Below are 4,234 nucleotides of genomic sequence, written 5' to 3' on the forward strand. Positions count from 1 at the left end.
GACCTCGGCCTGCCGGGCGAGGTCGCGCCACCAGGTGGTCAGCGCCGCGGCACGGCTGGTCGGGCCCGCGCCGCGCAGTCCGGCCACCTCCGGGAGGTCCCGCCAGGTGGACAGCCACACCAGCACGAGCTGCGCGCCCAGCGCGTAGGACGACAGCAGGTCGTCGTCCGCGAGCGCGGGCCACAACTCGGTGACCTCCGCCCGCCACGCGGCCGTCATGGCCTCGCTCATGCCCGACGGCAGGGCGAGCGCCCCCGGACTGCCGGCGAACGGCACCCGCAGGTGCGCCACGTCGGCGAGCGCGCTGCGGATGCGCCCGTGCTCGAAGTCCAGGAACCGGACCCCCGTCCCGGTGACGAGGTTGTTGTCCGGCCACAGCCCCACGGGGCTGAACGCCCGGTACGACGCCGAGCGGGCGTGCTCCACCGCGCGGGTGACCGACTCGGTCACCGCCTCCGGGGTCGACACACCGCAGGAGTCCGCCAACAGCGCGGGAAGCTCGGTGAGCACCTCGGGCGGCACCGTGTCGTCACCGGGGTCGGCGTCGTCCTCGCCCCGGCCCGCGCCACCCATTCTGCGCAGCAGCGCGTGGAAGTCGGCCTCCCTGCTGGCCGTGCTGGCGTGGATCCGGCCGAGGGAACGGGCCCAGGACAGCAGCGCGGTCTCGGCCGCCCGGGCGTCCGAGGCGCGCAGCTTGTCCTCCAGGGTGGGGGTGCGGCCCAGGTCGTCGAGCACCAGGATCCGCCGCTCGGCGTCGTGCGCGAGCAGCTCGGGACACACCCGTTCCTCCGGAGGCAGCGCCGTGAACAGCTGGTAACTGGCGGCCTCCCGGGCGAACGAGTCCGGTTCACCGTCGGCGGCGGGATAGTGCTTGATCACCAGGGTGCGGGGCAGCGCGAACGCCGACGAGGCGACCCGGGCCCGCACCACGGTCGCCGGGCCGCTGCCGGGCAGCCCCTCGGGATCGTCCAACGGGATCGAGCTGCCGAACCGGGCCGACAGCACCGCCTCGGCCGCCGCCACCGCGACCGTCACCGGGGATTGTTCCTCTCCGGGACCGACGGACGGGGACGCTGCCGTCGAATCGTCGGTGGAGGAGGCATCCAGAATCATCGTCCACGACCCTACTAGGCGGAAAGCGACGCCCACCACAGTCGGAACGGGCGGCTCCGGAGTGCGGAACCGCCGGTCCGGCCGCGGCGCGGCGTCGCGACCGGGCGATTCAGCCGGACCGACGGGCCCCGTCCGGGGCGGCGTCGACGCCGGCCTCCCTGCGCTGCTGGGCGGTGATCGGGGCGGGGGCGCCGGTGAGCGGGTCGAACCCGCCACCCGACTTCGGGAACGCGATGACCTCCCGCAGCGAGTCGGCGCCGGCCAGCAGCATCACGATGCGGTCCCAGCCGAACGCGATCCCGCCGTGCGGCGGTGGCCCGTACTGCAGCGCGTCGAGCAGGAAGCCGAACTTCTCCTGCGCCTCGGCCTCGGGCAGGCCCATCACCTCGAAGACCCGCTTCTGCACGTCCGGCCGGTGGATACGGATGGACCCGCCCCCGATCTCGTTGCCGTTGCAGACGATGTCGTAGGCGTAGGCCAGGGCGTTGCCGGGGTCGGCGTCGAACTTGTCGACCCACTCCGGGGTCGGGGACGTGAACGCGTGGTGCAGTGCGGTCCACTGCCCGGACCCCACGGTGACGTCCTCGGTGTCCTCGGCCGCCTCGAACATCGGGGCGTCGACGACCCAGACGAACGACCACGCGTTCTCGTCGATCATGCCGAGCACCTCGGCGATCTCGACCCGTGCCGCGCCGAGCAGGTGCCGGGCGTCGGCGGGCCTGCCCGCGGCGAAGAACACGCAGTCCCCCGGCTTCGCCCCCACGGCGTCGGCGAGACCGGCGCGCTCGTGCTCGGCGAGGTTCTTCGCCACCGGGCCGCCGAGGGTGCCGTCCTCGCCGATCAGCACGTAGGCGAGGCCCTTGTGGCCGCGCTGCTTGGCCCACTCCTGCCAGGCGTCGAGCTGTCGCCGGGGCTGGTCGGCCCCTCCGGGCATGACCACCGCGCCGACATAGGGCGCCTGGAACACGCGGAACGGGGTGTCGGCGAAGAAGTCGGTGAGTTCGGTGAGCTCCAGCCCGAACCGCAGGTCCGGCTTGTCCGTGCCGTAGTGGGCCATCGCCTCGGCGTACGGCAGACGCGGGAACGGGGTGCGCACCTCGACGCCCACGAGCCGCCACAGGGCCGCGAGGACCTCCTCGGCCAGGGAGATCACGTCGTCCTGGTCGACGAAGCTCATCTCGACGTCCAGCTGGGTGAACTCGGGCTGCCGGTCGGCACGGAAGTCCTCGTCGCGGTAGCAGCGCGCGATCTGGTAGTACCGTTCGAGACCGCCGACCATCAGCAGCTGCTTGAACAGCTGCGGCGACTGCGGCAGCGCGTACCACGACCCGGGCCGCAGGCGGGCGGGCACCAGGAAGTCGCGGGCGCCCTCGGGCGTGGACCGGGTCATCGTCGGGGTCTCCACCTCGACGAAGTCGTGCGCGTGCAGCACCTCCCGGGCCGCCCGGTTGACCTCGCTGCGCAGCCGCATCGCCCGGGCGGGCGCCGCGCGCCGCAGGTCGAGGTAGCGGTACTTCAGCCGGATCTCCTCGCCGACCTCCAGCCGCTCGTCGAGCGGGAAGGGCAGCACCGCCGACTCGGACAGCACCTCCAGGTCGGTCACCAGCACCTCGATGTCCCCGGTGCCGATCTCCGGGTTCTCGTTGCCCTCGGGACGCCGTGCGACCTCCCCGACGACCCGGAGGCAGTACTCCGCCCGCAGGTGGTGGGCACGGTCGGCCATCTCCCCCTCGCGGAAGACCACCTGCGCCACCCCGCCGGCGTCCCGCAGGTCGATGAAGATCACCCCGCCGTGATCGCGCCGCCGGGCCACCCATCCGGTGAGGGTGACGGTCTGGCCAACGTGCCCGGCACGGAGCGTGCCGGCCTCATGCGTGCGAAGCACTTCGCGGAGTCCTTCCGACAGGGTCTGTTGATCTGGGTCGGTCTGTTGATCTCGGTGGGTCGTCGGTCGGTCCCGGCATCAGGGGAAACCGCTCGTCCTGCGGCCGGTGGGCCCCGGCCGGGCCGCGCCGACAGCACAGGTTAACGAACACGGCCGGTCCGGCCGCCACCAGGTTTCCCCGAACGGGGCACGCCATGCACGGCGGGTCCCGGGCGGGACGGGCACGGCGGGTCCCGGGTGGGAGGGCCGTCAGAAGCCCGCCGACAGCGTGGTCGACATCGAGCTCGCGGCGCCGCGCACGGCGTCCGAGAGCCGGTCCACGTCGAGCGTCTGCGCGCGCCCGGTGACCGAGACGGCCGCGATCACCCGGCCGCCGGACCCGAGCACCGGTGCGGCCACGGCCGCCACCCCGTGCTCGACCTCCTCCCGGGAGACGGCCACCCCGCGTTCCACCGTCCGCTCCAGGTCCCGGTGCAGCAGTCCGGGCAGCACGATCGTGCGCGGGGTGATCCGGGGCAGCCCCGCCTCCACGACCCGGCGCAGCCGGTCCTGCCCGCCCCAGGCCAGGAACACCTTGCCGGTGGCGGTGCAGTGGGTCGGCATCCTGCTCCCGACCCGCGACCGGACCGCCATCGCCCGGCCACCGGTGACCTTCTCCAGGAACAGCGTGTACACGTTGTCCGGGACGGCGACGTGCACGTTCTCCCCGCTGATCCGCTGCAGATGCTCCAGATGCGGCAGTGCCGCCTCGCGGAGCACCCGTTGCCGCGGCACGAGCTGCCCGAGCCGGAACAGCTTCGTGGCCAGCCGGTAGTGCCCCGGCCCGGAGCGCTCCACCGCACCCCACTCCACCAGATCACCGAGCAGCCGGTGGACCGTGGGCTTGGGCAGCCCGGTCCGCGCGGCCAGCTCGGCCAGGCTCAGCTCCGCCGTGCCGTCGGTGAAGGCGTCCAGCACGGACAGCCCCCGGGCGAGCACGGACCGGTTCCGCGTCGCGTCTGGACGTTCGTTCTCCGCACCCACGGTCGCGAATACTACGAAAGTCGCGCACCGGGTGGGCACACTCCCACGAGACCGGACCGGATCGACACCGCACCGCAATACCCGTGCCGTACCCGGGTCGATGCGCAGCGTGCGCATCACCGGGCCGCTCGGTCACCCGCCCGGGGACGCACGCTCCGCCCCGCCGGTGTCGGCCCCGGGCTCCGCGGGGCCGACACCGGGGACACGGACCGC

At 73.5% G+C, this 4,234-nt stretch carries 3 protein-coding genes; all 3 read right to left on the minus strand.

Features of this window, described 5'->3' with window-relative positions; translation table 11 throughout:
* Positions 1-1,113 (minus strand): hypothetical protein (locus ACTIR_RS0108825; RefSeq protein ID WP_026453986.1); only part of this gene is annotated, 1,113 nt, incomplete at its 3' end.
* A gap of 109 nt (positions 1,114-1,222) precedes the next feature.
* Positions 1,223-2,998 carry an aspartate--tRNA ligase gene (gene aspS / locus ACTIR_RS0108830; RefSeq protein WP_026453987.1) on the minus strand — a complete coding sequence of 592 codons (1,776 nt, stop codon included), beginning with the start codon at positions 2,996-2,998 and terminating at the stop codon, positions 1,223-1,225.
* A gap of 249 nt (positions 2,999-3,247) precedes the next feature.
* On the minus strand, positions 3,248-4,021 hold the full coding sequence (locus ACTIR_RS0108835) for an IclR family transcriptional regulator (protein WP_026453988.1): 774 nt from the start codon (positions 4,019-4,021) through the stop codon (positions 3,248-3,250).
* Between the last annotated feature and the right edge of the window lie 213 nt (positions 4,022-4,234).

Source organism: Saccharomonospora iraqiensis subsp. iraqiensis (genome assembly GCF_000430445.1).
GTDB classification, from domain to species: domain Bacteria; phylum Actinomycetota; class Actinomycetes; order Mycobacteriales; family Pseudonocardiaceae; genus Saccharomonospora; species Saccharomonospora iraqiensis.